Raw genomic sequence first — 17,976 nt, forward strand, 5'->3', positions numbered from 1 at the left:
TCCAGTAACATTGCTGCGGCGCGGTTCCCACTTCTTCAGGAGGTAGGGCATGTACCGAATGATTCAGCTGGAATCCCTGATACCGGAAACACTGCCGGGTGTCGCCCTGTTCATCAAGCACGGCGAAAACCACGTGCTGTACAAGGACCCCAAGCTCTCATTCACCCAAAGCGACAAGGAACGGCTGCTGGACAACAACGTGAAGCACCTCTTTGTCAAGGCAGCGGAAATGTCGACCTACAACCAGTACGTGGAGGCGAATCTTCCGTTGCTGCTGGGTGATGACAGCATCGAGCCGGAGCTCAAGCAGACCATGCTGTACCAGGCATCGGTGAACTACGTGCAGGAAATCTTCGATAGTCCCGCCATTGCCATCAGGCAGAACGTGGATCGCTGTCGCAACCTTATCAAGCACATCCTCAATGACGTGATGGGTTCGGACGGGGTGATGCCGGCCCTGAGCAGCCTGGTGGACCACAATGCCTATACCTACGTGCATTCGGTGCAGGTCGCTACCTACTCGATATCGCTGCATATCAGGGAGTTCGACTTGGGCAAGGACGAACTTATGGACGTCGGTATGGGGTCGCTGTTCCACGACTACGGCAAGGTCTACGTGCCCAAGGAACTGCTGGACAAGCCGGGCAAGCTCTCGGCGTCGGAGTTCATGGAAGTGAAGAAACATCCGGTCTACGGCTACAGCACTTTGAAGGACCTGGAGATCTTCACGCCCGTTGCCCTCGGCATCGTCAAACACCACCACGAAAAGGAGAACGGCAGCGGCTACCCCGATGGCCTCTCCAGCTACGACATCGCCAGGAGCTCGAAGATCACCGCCATTGCCGACGTCTTCAGCGCTCTGACCACCAACAGGTCCTATCGACAGGCACTTACCAAAGAGAAGGCCCTCGAGATCATGTACGGCGAGATGGACGGTTCCTTCGATCTTCAGTACCTGAACACCTTCCGGGATAGCCTGCAGTAATCACAACACGAGATAACGTGGGTAAAAGAAAAAGGCACCTGCCCGATGGGGCGGTGCCTTTTTCTCCCCGAAGGAGGGGACTGGCTCCGCTAGGTGCCTGTCCCCTTAGGCCTGTGGAAAGAAGTGCAGAAGTGAGCGTTCCGCTAGGGGGACAGGCACCTACGGAGCCTGTCCCCTCTGCCATCCCTCCCAACACCGCTTCAGTGCAGCACCGCCTCGATGGCGTCCAGCAGCGGCCCAGGGTAGACACCGATCACGAGGATCACGACAGATGCGCAGCAGAGGGCGAGGCCTTCAGCGAGAGAGACGGGCTGAGGCGCAGGAGCTTCACTACGGTGCATGTAAAGTTGAGCCACCACCCTGAGGTAGAAATAGGCCGAAGCGGCAGCGCTCAGGATGCCGATGATGGCGAGGGAGATCGCCCCGCCTTTGATGGCGGAGTAGAAGATGAAGAATTTGCCGATGAATCCCGCAGCCGGCGGGATGCCGGCCAGGGAGATCATGGCGAGGGCCAGCACGCCCCCACGGAGGGGAGCCGCAAAGCCGAGTCCGGCATAATCGGTGAGCAGTTCCCTTTCCTGATCGACAGAGAGGGAGGCAATCGCGCCAAAGGCGGCAAGATTCATCGCGGTGTAGATGGCGCCGTATAGGAGGACGGCGGCATAGCCGTCACGGCTGCCACTCAAGAGGGCGAGGGTAAGGTAGCCCATGTGGGCCACCGACGAGTAGGCCAGCATCCTCTTGATGTTCTGCTGCATCAGCGCGGCCAGGTTACCCAGTACCATGGAGAGCACCGACAACGCGGCCAGCGGGACGCGCAGCTCCGGCATCGGGGGGGACAGGGCCAGCAGCATCAGCAGCAGCGCTGCGGCGGCGACCTTAGAGCTGGTGGAGAGAAAGGCCGAGACAGGCGCCGGGGCGCCCTGGTAGACGTCCGGCGTCCAGAGGTGCCCGGGGACCAGGGAGAGCTTGAAGGCGATGCCCACCAGGATGACGCCCCATCCCGCGGAGATGATGGCCCTGTTGTCGGGCCGGGCCAGGGCCCCGGAGAGCTGCAGCGTCCCGCTGCCGGTGAAGAGGAGGGCGAAGCCGAAGGCCGTGAAGGCCGCAGCCACTGCCCCCAGAAGCAGGTACTTAAGGCCGGCCTCTCCCGATTCGGCCCGGTTCAGGTCCATGCTGACCAGGATGTAGAAGGCGAAGGAGACCGACTCAAGCGCGAGGAACAGGATCAGCATGTTGGTGGCGCAAGGAAGGACGCACAAGGCGAACAGGGCGAAGAGCACCGTGGCGGGGAACTCCTCACCCTTGATGCCGCGGCGTTCGTTGTAGCTATGGGAGAGGAGCAGTGTGAGTGCCGCCGCAAAGCAAAAAAGCGGGATAAGGAATCGCGCCAGCGGCGTGAATGCGAGGCCCGCGACCGCCTGGGTGGATGTCGGTATCGAGAGCGCCGCCCACACGCCCGCCGCCGCCGACGCGGTCACCCCAATGGCCGTGAGGCTCGCCGACAAGAGCACCGGTCCGCACAGCAGCACAAACAGCGCGGCCCCAGCGGTGATCAAGATCGGCATGATCGTATATAAGTCTTGTAGAGTCATTCAGGCTCCAAAGCAGAAAAGCTCACCACAGAGGACACAGAGGTCCACAGAGGGCTCAGAGGATAATTCTTTCGTGGACCAGACATGCCTTGTACGCGCTTTCCAGTAGGCCCGGACCTAGTGCCGTATGGACTTTGAGAGCTGCATCGATGATATGCCCTGTAATGACGTTAGCATCCATACAAGGTTTTCCTCCGTGCCCTCTGTGGACCTCTGGGTCCTCTGTGTTCCGGGGTTATGGTTTAAGCAGTACCTCCAACGGCATCCTGAACAGCTCCAGCACCGGCCCGGGGTGCACGCCCAGCCCTACCACCACCAGCGCCATAACCGCCAATACCCCCGCCTCTCTCAGCGACAGGTCCTTCAGTTCCAGCGGCTGCTTCTCTTTGCCGAACAGCACCTCCTGCACCAGCCGCACCGTGTAGACCAGTGTCAGTATCGTCCCGAGGAAGGCAATGGCCGCCGCTAACGGCGCGACCCGGAAGGTCCCCACCAGGATGATCAGCTCGCTTACGAAGTTGTTTAGCCCCGGCACCCCGGCTGACGCCATGTTGAAGAGCAGGAAGAAGAAGGAAAAGACCGGGATCTTGCCCCAGGTGCCGCCGTAGCTGGAAAGATCGCGGCTCTCTGCCCGCTGCTCCAGCATGCCCACCACGATGAACAGCGCGCCGGTGGTGACGGCATGGTTCACCATCTGCAGCAGCGCGCCGGAGACCGCGACGGGGCTCCAGGCGGCGATGCCGAGCGCGACAAAGCCCATGTGGCTGACGCTGGAATATGCCAGCATCCGCTTCATGTCCCGCTGCGCGAAAGCGATCCAGGCGAAGTAGCCGATGCCGAGCACGGCCACCACGAAGATCAGCGGCGTGAGCGCCCGGGATGCCTCCGGGAAGAGCGGAAAGGCGATGCGGATCAAGCCGTAGGCGGCGGTCTTGGAGAGGAGGCTGCCGAGCATCAGGGTGCCGGCTACCGGGGCGTCGCAGTAGGCGTCGGGCTGCCAGGTGTGCAGCGGGAACAGCGGGAATTTGATTGCGAAGGAGAGCAGGAACGCGGCGAACAGCCACAGCCCGATGTCGTACGGGATGTTGGTGCGCACCAGTTCGGGAAGCGCGAAGGTGTAGCTCCCGCTCTGCGCGCCGTGCATCAGGTAGAGCGCGATGATCGCCAACAGCATGAGCAGCGAACCCACGAAGGTGTAGATGAAGAACTTGATGGTGGAGTACACCGGGCGGCCGCTCCCCCAGACGCCGATCAGCAGCAGCATCGGGATCAGCATCGCCTCCCAGAAAAGGTAGAAGAGGAACAGGTCGAGGCTCAGGAACAGCCCCTGGACGGCGGCTTGCAGGGCGAGCAGAAGCGCGAAGAACAGCCCGGCGCGCTCCTTCACCTGCCAGGCCGAGAGGACCGCGATCAAGGTGATGAAGGCGGTGAGGATAGTCATGACCAGGCTGATCCCGTCCATGCCCAGGGTGTAGCGGATCCCGAAACGCTCGATCCACGCCGCATCCTGGTACAGGAAGAACCCGGCAGGCGCGCCGGTGGCTTTCTCACCGGAGAGCGCGAGCGGCCAAAGGCACAGCGCCAGTTCAGCCAGGCTGAAGGCGAGCGCCACACCGCGCACTGCCGCATCGCTGCGCCGGAGGGCGAAGACCAGCAGCGACCCGCAGAGCGGGAGGAAGATGAGCAGCGTGAGCATCGGGATGAGAGAAGTCATCGGCAATTCCCGTTGGCGCGCAGGCGCCGGTTACGTTACAGCGCGAGCCAGGCGAGGTAGCCCAGGATCAGGGCTCCCCCGGCGGCGAAACTGATGAGATACACGGCGACCTTCCCGGTGCTCCAGCGCCCGAACAGGCGCCCGGCGCCGCCGAGTCCGGCACTGAGACCGTCCACGGAGGCGTCGATGACTCCGCGGTCCACCCGCTCCGAGAAGAAACCGGCGCAGGCCTGGTAGGGACGGATCAGGACCAGGTGGTACAGCTTGTCGAAATACCAACCCTGGGCCAGGAAAGAGAGCAGGGGCGACGGCTGCGCCTGCGCCTCCCGCATCCGCTCGGAGCGTCCCTTGCCATAGCGGAAGTACGCGGCTCCCAGACCAAGCAGCGCCACGATCCCTGCCACGACCTGCAGCGCAATCTCCTGCTCGTGCGAACCGGTCGGGATGTCGCTGGCAGGAAGCGTCGCGAAGAAGCCGCTCAGGTAGCCGCCGCCGAGGTAAGAGGGGAGGTCGAGCAGGCCGCCGAACAGACCCAGGATGGCGAGCGGGATCAGCACGGCTTGCATGACGGTGAGGCCGGAACTGCGGTGCACGTGCCCGTTGCCCCCGCCAAAGACCAGGAACATCAGGCGGAAACTGTAGAAGGCGGTGATCAGGGCCGTGAGCAGGCCAAGCAGGTACAGGGCCTGGTACAGCACGCCCCCCTTGAGCCACACCGCCAGCAGGATGCTGTCCTTGCTGAAGAAGCCGCCGGTGAGCGGAATTCCGGCCAGGCAGGCGGCGCCGATCAGGAAGCTCCAGAAGGTGAGCGGCAGCGAGCGCCTCAGGCCGCCCATCTTGTAGATATCCTGCTCGTGGTGCATGGCCGCGATGACGCAGCCGGCTCCGAGGAAGAGCAGCGCCTTGAAGAAGGCGTGCACCAGCAGGTGGAAGGTGGCCGCGGTCACCGCCCCGGCGCCGACGCCGAGCATCATGTAGCCGATCTGACTGATGGTCGAATAGGCCAGCACCCGTTTCAGGTCCCGCTGCGCCAGCGCGCAGGTGGCGCCGTAGAAGGCCGTGAGTCCGCCGGTCACGGCGATGGCGGCGAGGGCAGCCTTGGAACTGCCGATGAGCGGCAACAGGCGCGCCAGCAGGTAGACCCCTGCGGTCACCATGGTGGCGGCGTGGATCATGGCGGAGACCGGTGTCGGGCCGGCCATCGCGTCCGGGAGCCAGACCATGAGCGGCATCTGCGCCGACTTGCCCATGGCGGCGACCAGGAACAGGATGCCCAGCATGGTGAGGACGGAGACGGGCATCAGGAAGCCCATCCCGTTCACCTTGGTGATGGAGAGGGTGCCGAAGAGCTGGAACATCCAGGCCAGTGCGATCATCAGCGCGACGTCGCCGAACCTGGTGGTGATGAATGCTTTCCTGCCGGCGGTGGCGTTGTCGGGATCCGAGTACCAGAAGCCGATCAGGAGGTAGGAGCAGAAGCCGACTCCTTCCCAGCCGAGGTACAGAAGCGGCAGGGTCTCCCCGAGGACCAGGGTCAGCATGGCGAACACGAACAGGTTCAGCAGGGCGAAGTAGCGCGCGTAGTCCTCGTCTTCGCGCATGTAGAACACCGAATAGACGTGGATCAGCCCGCAGACGAAGCCGATCATGACGACCATGGAGAGCGAAAGGGGGTCGAGGTAGAGCGAGACCGGGATGGCAAGGTCGAAGCTGGCGAACCAGTCGGCAAGGGTGATCACCTGCGGACCGGTGTAGACTGTGGCCGCCAAGACGGAGCAGACGAAGCTTCCCCAGACCGTGGCGCAGGCCAGCACCTCCACCAGCGCGCGCGGCAGCTTGCGGCCCGCAACGGCGCAGGTGAGGCCGCCTAGGAGCGGTAACAGGAGCATGAATGTCAGGTAGATGGGAAGCATTGTCATCCTTGCCGTAATTTGTTGTCCTTGTGTCCGTCCACATCCCCTCTCCCTTTGGGAGAGGGTGCCCGCAGGGCGGGTGAGGGCGGTGCCAAGGCACCTGGTTGCCGCTGCCGGCGCCCTCACCCCGGCCCTCTCCCGGGGGGAGAGGGAGGGAAAGAACGCTATCCCTTCATCGAATCGAACTGGTCCGTATCGACCGTCTGCTTGCGCCGGTGCAGGTACACGACCATGGCGAGCGCCAGCGAGACCTCCGCCGAGGTCAGCGCCATCAGCATCAGGGAGAACAATTGGCCATCGGCGATGCCCCAGTGGGCGGAGCCGCCGACGAAGGTGAGCATCACCGCGTTCAGCATGATCTCGATGCCGATCAGCATCATGATCACGTTGGCGCGCCAGGCGACCACGCAGCCAAGGCCCATGGCGAACATCAGCGACGCCACGATCAGCACGTGGGAAAGCGGTACGCTCATCTGCGCCTCCCGAGGTAGAGTGCGCCCACCAGCGCGAAGAGAAGCTGCATGGAAACCACCTCCACGGCAACCCCGTACTGCTTGAAGAGGGCGAAGGCGAACTGCCGTACCGGGATCTCGATGAATCCGGGCGGCACCGCCTGCAGGCGGGAGCAGAGCAGGACCACCAGCGACCCGACAACGGCGCCGGCCAGGAGCAGGGCCGGGAGCCAGTTTTTCAGGTGCGGGTGCGGCAGCTTCTCGGGCGATTCCAGTTCCAGCATCATGATGACGAACAGGAAGAGCACCATGATGGCCCCGGCGTAGATGATCACCTCGAAGGCCGCGATGAGCGGCGCACCCAGGAGGTAGAACATCAGGGCCAGGGCGAAGAACGAGGTCACCAGGTACACGATGGAGCGCACCACCTGCCGGGCCGTTATGGCGAGCAGGATCCCGATCAGGAGTACCGCCGCCAGTATGTAGAAAAGGGTTGCTTCCATTTCGCTCCAGTTTTCCTCATCTGCATGAGATGGGGCTTCTTCATCCCCTCTCCCAGAGGGAGAGGGGGCAAGTCTCCGGACTCCTAGCCTTACGGCAACAGGCTCCTCGGATCTGCCGGTGCCTGTTCACCTGCGCCGCTACCGCGCGGCTGCACCACGCCGGTCCCGGCATGGCGGTAGAAATTGTAATTGGGATCCTTGCCGGTGCCGTCGATCAGCAGGTCCTCCTTCTCGTAGACCATGTCGATGACCTGGCGCTTGCAATGGAACATCTCGGGCGACATCTGGATGGCCAGCGTCGGGCACGCCTCGGCGCACATGCCGCACAGGATGCAGCGCGAGAAATTGATACGGAACCACGCGGCGTAGCGCCGTCCGTTCTCCCCCTCCGCCGCGGCCATCGAGATGCAGTCGACGGGGCAGGCCCCGGAGCACAGATAGCACGCGACGCAGCGCTCGGCGCCGTCGGGGTCGCGGGTCAGGACGATGCTGCCCCTAAAGCGCTCGGGCATCGCCCTGCGTTCCTCGGGGAACTGCACCGTGACCGGCTTCCGGAAGATGTGCCGGAAGGTGATGGAAAGTCCGGTCAGGATTTCTTTTATGTCGTTCAGTATGGGCATCTGTTCCTGCTCGAAGTGTCGTTGGTGCCGTGGTAGATGCCGGCGAAATGGGTTTCGGCCGCTCGCAGCGTCAACAGCTCAGCCGGCGCGGCCGGGGCCCGGCAGGCAGCGCGGGGCTGCCTGCCGGAAGGAGGTGTTAGTTGGGCCGTAGTGACTTCATCAAGACGTCGAGGGTCTGTCTGTGCTGGTTGTTCTCTGCGTAGGCCAGGGCGGTGGTTCCGGAGTACGACATTGCCAGCGGGTCGGCCCCGCTGTCGACCAGCATCTGCGTGGTCTGGGTGCAGCCGTAGTTCGCTGCCAGCATGAGAGGCGTGTGGCCGTCACGGTCGCGGGCGTCGACCTCGGCCCCCTTTTGCAACAGCAGGCGTACCACGTCCGCGTTGCCGTGCGCCGCCGCGAAGTGCAGCGCGGTCTTTCCCTTGTCGCTTCTGGCCGCGAGGTTGGCGCCCCTCTCCATCAGGTCGACCACCTCGGCCAGGTTGCCGGCCTTCGCTGCGTCCATGAGAGCGGTGTGGCCGTTTTTGTCCACCGCATCCACCTGTGCCCTGAACCCTGCCCCCAACTCGACTTCCACGGTTGTTGTCATCGCAGTTCCTCCTTTGTGAGAATACATTGCCCAGTACAACGCCTCTTATCGTAAAGCCAGCCACCACCCGGTGACTAGAATATTGAGAAGAGCTAGCGGTGTCAGGAACTTCCAGCCCAGGTGCATGAGCTGGTCGTAGCGAAGGCGTGGGAGGGTTCCCCTGACCCAGATAAACAGGAACGAGAATAATCCGACCTTGATGAAGAACCACACGATCGGCGGCAGCAGCGGCCCGCGCCATCCGCCCAGGAAGAAGAGCGAAGCGAGCGAGCTCAGCGAGATGATGTTGATGTACTCCCCGACGAAGAAGAGCCCGAAGCGCATCCCGGAATATTCGGTGTGAAAGCCGGCCACCAGTTCCCCCTCCGCCTCGGGCAGGTCGAAGGGGATCCTGCGGCACTCGGCGAGGATACTGACCAGGAAGATCACGAAGGCGACCGGCTGGTACACGATGAAGGGCATGTCGGCCTGCGCGTTGACGATATCGGCGAGGCTCAGCGACTTGGCCAGCATCACCACCGGGACCAGCGACAGCCCCATGGACAGTTCGTAGGAGATCAGCTGGGACAGGCCGCGGATGCTTCCCAAGAGCGCGTACTTGGAGTTGGAGGCCCACCCCCCCAGCGCGATGCCGTAGACCGCGACGGAGGAGAGCGCCATGAAGAAGAGCACCCCTACGTTCAGGTCGGCGACCTGCAGGTTCACCTGGCGCCCGAAGAGCTGCAGCGGAGCCCCCACCGGGATGATGGCGAAGGTCAGTATGGCCGGGATTGCGGCCATTGCCGGCGCCATCGAGAAGAGCAGGCGGTCTGCGGCCTTCGGGATCATGTCCTCCTTGGTGAGCATCTTGATCACGTCGGCCAAGGGCTGCAAAAGGCCGAAGGGGCCGACCCGGTTGGGGCCGATCCGGTCCTGGAGGAAGCCAAGGATGCGCCGTTCCGCCAGCACCAGGTACGCCGCGCCGGTGAGGATAATGGCGTAGAGCAGCACGATCTTGCCCAGCATCAGCGCTATGTCGGTGGCAGTCCAGGTCATGACTTCATTCCTTCACATTTTTGCCTGTCCACGTCCCCTCTCCCTCCGGGAGAGGGTGGCCGGAGGCCGGGTGAGGGAGATTGCGCAATTCACTGCAGTCGAACATGGTGGAGCCAAGCGGCGCCCTCACCCGAGCCCTCTCCCAAAGGGAGAGGGATAGCTTGTAGGGGCGAATAATCATTCGCCCAAACCCATCTCCAAAATCCGTACCCCTTCGCCTTCGGGGTCGAGGCTTTTCAGCGCGCGCCATTTGCCGGTCAGCGGCTCCACCGGCTCTCCCCCCAGCCTCTCGATCAACTGCGCCATCACCTGCCAGGCATCGCGTTCGGCGCCGCCGGGGACATCCTTGCGGTGCACCCGGGGCGGATGCAGGGTGACGGCCTCGGTGGCGCTGCCGTAGTACTTCGGGTCGAGCCCCTTGAGCGGCAACCCGGCCACCCTGCTGCGCTCAAACCGCTGCGCCCTTCCCTCGTAGTTGATGGCGGTGCCGTCGGACTCGGCCCAGGTGGTGGTGGGGAGGAAGATAGGTGCTTTCGCCTCCACTGCCCCCCGGCGCCAGTCCGCATTTGCCAGCACCTCCAGGTCGGAAAGCAACGTCTGCGGCACATCTGCCTCGAAGCAGACCACCGCCTGCACCTGCCGGGCCGCCACCAGTTCCGCCAAGGGGCCGGCAGCGTGTTGCTGCGTGAGGAGTGCGGCCGCAAACCCGTTCGGGCCCGGCTGCAGCATGACCAGCTTCGCGCCGCTGGAGGCCATTTCGGCCAACAGCTCGGGGTCCTTGCTGCCTGCTCCGCAGATGATCACCCCTTTGCCGCCACCCTCGAACGGGACCTGGTCCAGGGTCTCCACCGAGGTGTACTTGAAGGGAAGTGCCTTACACGCCGGCAGCGTGTCCCCGGCGACCAGGAAGATCTGGGCTCCCGCAAGGAAGGCTTTGCGCACCGCGAGGGCCAGCATCGGGCCCTCCTCCATCAGGTCGAGGGCGTGCAGGGCGATCCACTGCGCCTGCTCGATGTCCTTTACGTAGGCCGCGTTCTCCTCGTGAAGCAGCTTGGCCGCCGCCAGGCTCCCCTGCTGCAGGCCGGCGTCGTCGAAGTAGCAAACCTTTGCCCCGCCTGCGGCCTCTGCGACCTGTGCCAGCACGATCATCCCTTCCAGCGAAAGCCTGGTGGAACCGACCAAGGCGAGCTTGTCGGCGCCGTTGTTACGCACGAACTCCGCGATCGACTTGGCCGCCGCATCGACGGCGACGTCGTAGCCGCAGGTGGCGCCATCCAGCCGGGGTTCCCGCGGCCGTTGCGGGTCGTTCAGGTAGCCCTTGTCGAAGCGGGCGCGGTCGCAGATGAACCAGCCGTTCACCTGGTCGTTGCGGCGCCCGACGATCTTGATGGTCTCGCGCTGGAAGTTCTGCGGCGAGGTGTTGCAACCGACCGAGCAGTGCTGGCAGATCGAGGGGGCGAACTGGTAGTCCCAGTAGCGGGCCCGGAAACGCCCGGTCTTGTCGGTGAAGACGCCGGTTGGGCAGATGTCCACCAGGTTGCCCGAGAAGGGGGACTCCAGTGCTCCCTCCTGAAACCGGCCGAAGTAGACCCGGCCCGCGCTCCCCATTACCCCGAAATCGGTGCCGCCGGCGTAGTCCTGGTAGAAACGGACGCAGCGGTAGCACTCGATGCAGCGGTTCATCTCGTGGTGGATCCCCTCGCCCAGGTACTGGTTCTGGAAGGTGCGCTTCTTCCCCTGGTAACGGCGGCGGCTGTGCCCCCCGGCGATGGTGAAATCCTGCAGCAGGCACTCGCCCCCCTCGTCGCAGACGGGGCAGTCGTGCGGGTGGTTCAGCATGAGCCACTCGATGACCAGCGCGCGCATCTTGAGCGCCTCGGGGTCGGTGGTGGAGACCACCATGCCGTCCTGGGCGGGCAGCGCGCAGGACATCTGGATCCCCTTTACCGGGCCGTCCAGGAGCTTGACCGCGCAGAGCCTGCAGGCGGCGGCGATGGCCAGGGCTGGGTGGTAGCAAAAGTGCGGGATGGTGATCCCGACGCTACGGGCCGCCTCCAGAACGCTGGTCCCCGGCGCCACTTCTACCGGTATGTCATCGATGATCAGCTTGGGCATCTTCCTCTTTCATCCTTGTATCATCTGCCCGCGCTCCCCCTCGCCCTCCGGGAGAGGGGCAGGGGTGAGGGTGCAGCCGTGGGAACTTATTTCAACGGGCACTTCTTCTTGACGATATGGTCCCGCACCTCGTCCTCGAAATCGCGCAGCAGGCCGTCCAGCGGAGCCATGGCGCCGGGGGCGAGGGCGCAGAAGGTGTAGTTCAGGTACTTCACGTGCTCGCGCAGGATGGTGATGTCGTCTTCCTCGCCGCGCCCGTTCTCGATCCGGGTCAGGATCTCCTTCACATAGGGAAGCCCCTCTCGGCACGGGGTGCACCAGCCGCACGATTCCCGGGCGAAAAAGTTGATCAGGTTCAGGGTCGCCTCCACCAGGCAGTGCCCCTCGTCGAAGACGATCACCCCTCCCGAGCCGAGGCGCGAACCGGCCTTGGCCACGGTGTCGTAGTCCATGGGGAGGTTCCAGTGCTCCGGCTTCAGGAATTGGGTCGAGGCGCCGCCCGGGATGCAGGCCTTGAACTTCTTGCCGTCGCGCATGCCCCCGCAGGCGCCGTCAATGATGTCACCGAGCGTGGTGCCGATGGGTAGCTCGACGCAGGCGCGGTTCTTGACCGAGCCGCTCACGCAGAAGAGCTTGCTGCCGGCCCCCTCGGGATTAAGCGCCAGTCCCTTGAACCAGGCCGCGCCGTTAGCGACGATGGCGGGGACGTTGGCCAGCGTCTCCACGTTATTGACCACGGTCGGCCCCTGCCAGAGCCCCTTTATGGCGGGGAACGGGGGCTTGGAGCGCGGGTTGGGGCGCTTCCCTTCCAGCGCGTTGATCAGCGCCGTTTCCTCGCCGCAGATGTAGCGCCCGGCGGAGAGGTGCAGGTCCAGTTCGATGGAGTGCTCGCTCCCCAGGATATGCTCGCCGAGCAGGCCCGCCTTCTTGGCCTCCTCCATGCCGCGCGCCAGGTTGGCCGCCGCCTTCTCATACCCCTTCCGGATGAAGATGAAGGCGTGCCGGACACCGAGCGCGTAGCAGGCAAGCGTCATCCCCTCGATCAGGGAGTACGGGTTGTGCTCCAGGAGCACCCGGTCCTTGTAGGTCCCGGGCTCCATCTCGTCGCAGTTGCAGATGAGCCAGCGCGGTCCGGGGAGGTCGCGGGGGACGAAGGACCACTTCCTGCCGGTGGCAAAGCCGGCGCCGCCGCGCCCGCGCAGCCCAGAGTCGAGCACCGCCTGCTGCACGTCGTTGGGGCTCATCCCGGAGAAGGCCTTTTTCAGCCCCTCGAAGCCCCCCTCCTCGCGATACTCGTCGAAGGTGACCACGCGGTTGGGGCGGTTATGTCGGAAAAGAGGAAGGTCCATGATTCCTTGTCGTGTGCTGTCTTTCACCCTGTGGCCAGCGCCCTCATCCGCCCCTTCGGGGCACCTTCTCCCGGAGGGAGAAGGGATGGGAAATCCCTCGCCCTTCGGGAGAGGGCCGGGGTGAGGGCATCGCCTTTTTCTACACCTTATGCCGCTCCGCTTCCAGTATCTCGTCCACCAGCTCCGGCGTGAGCCTGCCGTAGGGGACCCCGCCCACCGACATGGCCGGGCTGTCGCCGCACATCCCCATGCAGCAGCACGGGAGCAGGGTGAACATGCCGTCTGCCGTGGTGCCGCCCAGCCCGACGCCGAGCTTGTCCTTCAGGTACTGGATGATCTTGTCGCAATCGGCGCACCAGCAGGAGATGGAATCGCAGACGTGGATCACCTTCTTCCCCACCGGGCGGCGGTAGATCATCTCGTAGAAGGTGGCCAGTTCCTCGACCTGCAACGGCGAGAGGCCCAAGAGCGCCGCGGCCTCCTGCACCGCTTCGTCGGTCAGCCAGCCGTAGTGGGCCTGCAGCTCCTTCATCACGTCCACCGCCGCCTCGCGGGCGGTGATGGCGGAGGCGACCCGCGCCTGGAGCGATTTTTTCAGTGTCTCCGGTATCATCCCCCGGTCCTCTCCTTGCTAATTACCGGTCCAGGTCCGCCAGCACGAAATCGAGCGAGCCCAGGATGGCGAGGAAGTCCGACACCAGCCAGCCCCGGCTCAACTGCGGCAGCGACTGGATGTGCGGGAAGGTCGCGGTCCTGATGCGCATCCGGTAGGCGGTGTGCAGGCCGTCGGAAACGGCGAAGTAGCCGTATTCCCCCTTGGGGGCCTCGATGGGGGCGTAGCATTCCCCTTTCGGGGGGGACATGCCGCGCGTGGCGTTGACGAAGTGGTGGATCAGCGACTCGATGTCTTCCAAGGCGTCGCGCTTCTGGGGCAGCGTATAGCGGTAGTCGGCGGAGATCCAGCGTCCACCCGGCATTCCCTCGGCCGCCTGCTTCACGATGGAGAGCGACTGCCGCATCTCCTCCATGCGCACCAGGTAGCGCGCGTAGCAGTCGCCGCCTTCGGCGGTGGCCACCTCGAAATCGAAGCGGTCGTAACTGCAGTAGGGCATGGTCTTGCGCAGGTCCCACGCGAAGCCGCAGGCCCGAAGCATCGGCCCGGTCAGGCCCCACTCGATCGCCTCGTCCCTGGTTATGGCCGAGACCCCCTTGAGCCGCGCCGTGAAGATGGGGTTTCCCGTCAGCAGTTTCTCGTATTCCGCGAGCCGCGGCGGGAACCAGTCCAAAAACGTCTGCACCTTGGCCAGCCATCCCTCGGGGAGGTCGTCCGCCACGCCGCCGATCCTGAACCAGGCGGGGTGCATGCGACCGCCGGTCACCGATTCCACGATGTCGAAGATCTTCTCGCGGTCGGTGAAGGTGTAGAAGACCGGGGTCATGGCGCCGATGTCGGCGGCGAAGGTCCCCAGCCAGACCAGATGGTTGGCGATCCGGAACAGTTCGCAGAGCATGACCCGGATGTACTGGGCCCGCTCCGGCACCTCGATGCCGCACAGTTTCTCGACCGAGTTGACGTAGGCCAGGTTGTTCTGCACGCCGGAGAGGTAGTCGACCCGGTCGGTGTAGGGGATGTACTGGTGCCAGTTCTGGCGCTCCCCGATCTTTTCGGCGCCGCGGTGGTGGTAGCCGATCTCGGTGTCCATGTCGACGATCTCTTCGCCGGAGAGCTTGAGGACGAAGCGGACCACGCCGTGGGTGCCGGGGTGCTGTGGGCCGACGTTCAGGATCAGGGTCTGGTCGTCGACCCGATCGAAGAAATCGCTGGCCGGCAGCGTCTTGCGGCCACGCGCCTCCTCGGCGGTATAGGGGGCCATCTCCGTGGCGCGCGAAGGATGCTCCTTACGGAGCGGGTGCCCCTGCCAGTCCGCGGGCATCAGGATCCTGGAGAGGTTGGGGTGCCCGGCAAAGCGGATGCCGAACATGTCGTAGGCCTCGCGCTCGTACCAGTTGGCGACCGGGAAGACGGAGGTGACGCTGGGAGTCTCCGGGTACTCGCCGTCCAGCTCGGTCTTGATCCGGATCCTGCCGGGGGTATCGAAGCAGGTGAGATGGTAGTTCACCGTGAAGTCGCGGAAGCTGTCCCGGTCGCGGCGGCAGGACTCGTCCACGCAGGCGATGTCCTCCAGGCGCCGGAAAGGGGACGACTTCCTCTGCTTCAGGTGCTTCAGCAGTTCCGGCACCAGCCGGGCCGGCGCGCGGTAGGTGAGCATGTCGGCCGCCGCCTCGTCCCGGCGCACCTCGCCGTTGAAGGCCGCCTGCAGCTCCTCTTCCAGCCCGAACTCGGGGTAGGGGAGGCGGGGCTGTTTGGGGCGCCAGAGCTCATCCGAGCGCGGCGCGGCGAAGTAGGGGTGCTGCATCGAGGTGCCGCGGATCGGGATGCCGTTCATGCCGGGGCCGCGCGTGTCGCGGGACTTGGTGACGCCGTCGACGAGGATGGGGGCGACGGTGCCCTGGGTGCCCCCCTGCATGCGCAGCACGGGGCGGGTGGGACGCTCTTCGCTCCTGATCTTTTGCTGCAGCAGCATGAGCCCTTCCAGGAAGGACTCGGGGCGCGGCGGGCAGCCGGGGATGTACAGGTCGACCGGCAGGATCTGGTTCACCCCCTGCACGACGGAATAGACGTCGTACATGCCGCCGGAGTTGGCGCAGCTCCCCATGGAGATGACCCACTTGGGCTCGGCCATCTGGTCGTAGAGCCGCAGGATGCTGGGGGCCATCTTCTTGAAGACGGTCCCGGCGATGACCATGAGATCGGCCTCGCGCGGGGTGCCGCGCAAAACCTCGGCGCCGAAGCGCGAGACGTCGTAGCGCGAGGTGAAGGAAGCCATCATTTCCACGAAGCAGCAGGAAAGACCGAAGAACATCGGCCAGAGTGAGTTCGCCCTCCCCCAGTTGATCAGGTCGTCCAAGGAGGTGAGGAGGACGTTTTGCGGTATGTTTTCGTCGTCCCTCTCAGTCAATGTTTACCTCGCATGCGGATGGCGGAGGGACCCCATTCAAGGCCTCCCTTCATCCAGAGCCAGATCAGCCCCAACATCAGGATGATGACGAAGACGGTGATGTGCACCAACCCCTGGATCCCGAGCAGGTCCCAGGCGGTGGCCCAGGTCAGGATGAAGGAGCCTTCGACGTCGAACACGATGAAGAAAATGGCAATGAGGTAAAAGGGAACTTGTGAGGCATGACGGGCGGCCCCGGTCGGGACCATCCCGGATTCATAGGGTATGTGCTTGTCGGCGGAATCCCGGCCCGAGCCGAGGAAGTATGCTGCCGCCAGCAGGACGCCAATCAGCCCCACCGCGAGGGCTGTGTAGATGGCAAGGGGGATGAATTCGACCTGCTGTGCGGTGACTGGCATACCGGCCTTTCAATGAGAATCACAGGGGATTTTAGTACCCGTATAATCTAGCGTAGCGCCACCGAAAGTCAATTAGCCCGCGTCAGGAGTTCGGATCATTAGATTACGTCATCATAATCTTGCTCTTCAGGATCAGGATTTCGAAAGCCATGGCGGCTTTGGCGATCAATTTTTGTACCTCGGGGAGCTTTTCGTCGAGAGGTGCGCTGCCTCCGCCGACGTAGAGGACCGCGACCACCCGCCCCATCATCAATAGCGGCACCAGCAGGTTGTTGAAAGGAGTGCCCCCCTTGAGGGCTTCCATGATGGCCTGGTTGCCCGGTGTCGGCGGCATCGGCCCCAGGAAGAAGCTCTTGCTCTCGTTCACCACGCTCAGCACCGACGGTTCGTTCAGGGAAAGCTCCAGCCCCTCGAACTCGGGGACCGGCTTGTTGTCCACCCGTGCCATCCAGCCGGTGGCGGCGCCGCCGCGCAGCAGGAAGAAGGCGACCCGCTTGAACTGGGGACCCAGGTGTCCGGTGATCAGTTCCGCGATCCAGTCGCGGTCGTCCGCTTCGGCCAGCCCGACCAGGACGCTTTCCAGCGAGTAGTCCTGCTCCGGTTCCTCGAACTCTTCCTGGTACAGTTCGGCCAATAGCGTGGGTTCCGGCGCGATGGCGGTCGGCTGCTGGGTAGACGGCTGGCTTATCGGGGGGGCAGGTGCCTCGGGTGCCGGAGCCGGGGATGCTGCCGCAGGTGCGGGCGCTGCCACAGTTGTCGCAGTTGCCGCAGTTGCCGCAGGTGCGGGCGCGGCTGCGGCTGCGGCTGCGGCTGCGGCGGGAGCCGGAGATGCAGGAGGGGCAGGAGGGGCAACGGGCGCCTGGGGCGCGGCAGCCGCCGGAGCCGCCGGGGCGGCAGGTGCCGTCTCGGCCTGGTCCAGCACCTCCAGGCTCAATTCCTCGAGCATGGGGAGGTCAAGCACCTCGTCTTCGAGGTCGGCGGGCCATTCCTCCAGCGTTGCCTTGGGCATCTCCGGCACAGGGACGGCTGTCACTACCCGTGCCGCGGGCGTAGCGGGTTGCGGGGCGGCGGAATGGGTGGCATGGTGCTTGGCCCTGCCCCTGCTGCCCCCCTCGACGCTGATGTAGCGCACCTCGCGCTTGATCCCGTAGTACTTCTCCATGGCGGTGACGATGCGCAGTTCCGCCGCCACCACCGGCACGATGATGTAGCCTGTGGCGAAGGCGATCTCATCGATGGCGTGCAGGTCGGTGGGATCGACCATGGCCAGGGTAACCTTGCGGTTGTTGAGCGCGATGGGGACGACCTTGTACTTCTTGACGTAATCGAACGGGATGAGCTTTATGATGTGCGGGGGGATATCGAGCAGTTCCGCGGGAGCGGCGTAGGCGACGCCGATCTTCTGGCTCAGGAACTCCGCCAGGTCCAGCTCGTCCAGGTAGCCCATTTCCACCAGGTTGGTGCCGAAACGTCCGCCGAATATGGCCTGTCCTTTGAGAGTTTCATCCAACTGGGCCGCAGTGATCTTCCCCGCCTGGACCAGCATTTCCCCTAAGCGCATTTTGTTCAAGCTACCCTCCGCCAATGCATCAAATTACACGTGCAACTCATTGAACCGGCGTCACACTGACAAGGGCCGGCATCGGTCGCAGCTGACTCGGTCGACCTGCCGGACCGGCAGGAAAACGACC

The 17,976-nt window shown here is 64.2% G+C and carries 16 protein-coding genes; 1 reads left to right on the forward strand and 15 read right to left on the reverse strand.

Features of this window, described 5'->3' with window-relative positions:
* Positions 1-49 precede the first annotated feature (49 nt).
* The gene (locus tag H7687_RS01710; protein WP_183344441.1) at positions 50-985 is read left to right on the forward strand and encodes an HD-GYP domain-containing protein; all 936 of its coding nucleotides are present in this window, start codon (positions 50-52) and stop codon (positions 983-985) included.
* A 200-nt stretch (positions 986-1,185) separates the two neighbouring features.
* Here H7687_RS01710 and H7687_RS01715 read toward each other — a convergent pair whose 3' ends face one another.
* From H7687_RS01715 to H7687_RS01785, 15 genes are all read right to left on the reverse strand, one after another.
* On the reverse strand, positions 1,186-2,580 hold the full coding sequence (locus H7687_RS01715; protein WP_183344444.1) for an NADH-quinone oxidoreductase subunit N: 1,395 nt from the start codon (positions 2,578-2,580) through the stop codon (positions 1,186-1,188).
* Positions 2,581-2,635: 55 nt separating this feature from the next.
* Positions 2,636-2,761 carry a GxxExxY protein gene (locus tag H7687_RS01720; protein ID WP_246404511.1) on the reverse strand — a complete coding sequence of 42 codons (126 nt, stop codon included), beginning with the start codon at positions 2,759-2,761 and terminating at the stop codon, positions 2,636-2,638.
* Between the two features lie 54 nt (positions 2,762-2,815).
* Entirely contained in the window at positions 2,816-4,294 is a 1,479-nt protein-coding gene (locus tag H7687_RS01725) for a complex I subunit 4 family protein (RefSeq protein WP_183344445.1), read from the reverse strand.
* A gap of 35 nt (positions 4,295-4,329) precedes the next feature.
* Entirely contained in the window at positions 4,330-6,207 is a 1,878-nt protein-coding gene (gene nuoL / locus H7687_RS01730; protein ID WP_183344447.1) for an NADH-quinone oxidoreductase subunit L, read from the reverse strand.
* 164 nt (positions 6,208-6,371) lie between these two features.
* Entirely contained in the window at positions 6,372-6,680 is a 309-nt protein-coding gene (gene nuoK, locus H7687_RS01735) for an NADH-quinone oxidoreductase subunit NuoK (RefSeq protein ID WP_183344449.1), read from the reverse strand.
* Positions 6,677-7,162, reverse strand: coding sequence for an NADH-quinone oxidoreductase subunit J family protein (locus H7687_RS01740; protein ID WP_183344451.1), 486 nt, complete (start codon positions 7,160-7,162; stop codon positions 6,677-6,679). The genes nuoK and H7687_RS01740 overlap by 4 nt, the downstream gene beginning before the upstream one ends.
* Positions 7,163-7,251: 89 nt before the next feature.
* A complete protein-coding gene (nuoI, locus tag H7687_RS01745) occupies positions 7,252-7,782 on the reverse strand; it encodes an NADH-quinone oxidoreductase subunit NuoI (protein ID WP_183344453.1) in 531 nt (176 codons plus the stop codon).
* Between the two features lie 136 nt (positions 7,783-7,918).
* Positions 7,919-8,368, reverse strand: a complete 450-nt coding sequence (locus H7687_RS01750) for an ankyrin repeat domain-containing protein (RefSeq protein ID WP_183344455.1) — start codon at positions 8,366-8,368, stop codon at positions 7,919-7,921.
* 45 nt (positions 8,369-8,413) lie between these two features.
* Complete coding sequence (gene nuoH / locus H7687_RS01755; RefSeq protein ID WP_183344457.1) at positions 8,414-9,403, reverse strand: NADH-quinone oxidoreductase subunit NuoH; 990 nt, start codon at positions 9,401-9,403, stop codon at positions 8,414-8,416.
* Positions 9,404-9,580: 177 nt separating this feature from the next.
* A complete protein-coding gene (gene nuoG, locus H7687_RS01760) occupies positions 9,581-11,518 on the reverse strand; it encodes an NADH-quinone oxidoreductase subunit NuoG (RefSeq protein ID WP_183344459.1) in 1,938 nt (645 codons plus the stop codon).
* Between the two features lie 86 nt (positions 11,519-11,604).
* Positions 11,605-12,867, reverse strand: a complete 1,263-nt coding sequence (locus tag H7687_RS01765; RefSeq protein WP_183344461.1) for a complex I 51 kDa subunit family protein — start codon at positions 12,865-12,867, stop codon at positions 11,605-11,607.
* Positions 12,868-13,006: 139 nt separating this feature from the next.
* A complete protein-coding gene (nuoE, locus tag H7687_RS01770) occupies positions 13,007-13,480 on the reverse strand; it encodes an NADH-quinone oxidoreductase subunit NuoE (protein WP_183344463.1) in 474 nt (157 codons plus the stop codon).
* 22 nt (positions 13,481-13,502) lie between these two features.
* Positions 13,503-15,887, reverse strand: a complete 2,385-nt coding sequence (locus H7687_RS01775; protein ID WP_183344465.1) for an NADH-quinone oxidoreductase subunit B/C/D — start codon at positions 15,885-15,887, stop codon at positions 13,503-13,505.
* The gene (locus H7687_RS01780; protein ID WP_183344467.1) at positions 15,884-16,285 is read right to left on the reverse strand and encodes an NADH-quinone oxidoreductase subunit A; all 402 of its coding nucleotides are present in this window, start codon (positions 16,283-16,285) and stop codon (positions 15,884-15,886) included. The genes H7687_RS01775 and H7687_RS01780 overlap by 4 nt, the downstream gene beginning before the upstream one ends.
* Before the next feature lie 103 nt (positions 16,286-16,388).
* Positions 16,389-17,846, reverse strand: a complete 1,458-nt coding sequence (locus H7687_RS01785; protein WP_183346006.1) for a GspE/PulE/PilB domain-containing protein — start codon at positions 17,844-17,846, stop codon at positions 16,389-16,391.
* Positions 17,847-17,976 lie beyond the last annotated feature (130 nt).

Origin of the sequence: Geomonas paludis (assembly GCF_014193585.1) — a bacterium.
GTDB classification, from domain to species: Bacteria; Desulfobacterota; Desulfuromonadia; order Geobacterales; family Geobacteraceae; genus Geomonas; species Geomonas paludis.